General features: G+C 47.3%; 1 protein-coding gene. It reads right to left on the reverse strand.

The genetic code is table 11. The annotated features are described in order from the left end of the window. Positions 1-528 (reverse strand): glutamate ligase domain-containing protein (locus A3763_RS26045; RefSeq protein ID WP_255376646.1); only part of this gene is annotated, 528 nt, incomplete at both ends.

Here is a 528-nt window from a genome sequence, read left to right on the forward strand (position 1 = left end):
CTCGGCGCGTTTTCCTTGATCACGGTCACCACCACAACCAAATATCACCCTTAGAGAGCCACTGCAAAGAGGCGCTAGCGTTTTAAGTACATTTTCCAAAGCATCAGGTGTATGTGCATAATCAACTACGACTGTAGGTTGATTCACAGACCGAAGCACTTCCATACGGCCATCAACCGCTTTAATCTTTTTAACTCGCGACTCAACGCTTTCGAGGTCGTTCATCGCCGTGGCAGCTGCAAGCACAGCTAACAAATTGCTTAAGTTAAATTCGCCCAGCAATGGGGAGTCGATCATTACCTGACCTACTGAAGCCTTGATCAATGCGTGTATACCCGATGACGAAAGCTCGTTCGTCAATACCGCAACATCAGCAGCTTTACTTGAAACCGCATAACTCGTAATGTTTGTGCCTGGCGTAACAGCGGCTTTAAAATCGCTGAACAGGTCATCATCTCGATTTAGTACTGCAAAGGCCAAGCTCGTGTTCTGAAATAGCTTCTGCTTGGCTTGCGCGTAGTCGGACAT

Source organism: Oleiphilus sp. HI0128 (genome assembly GCF_001635365.1).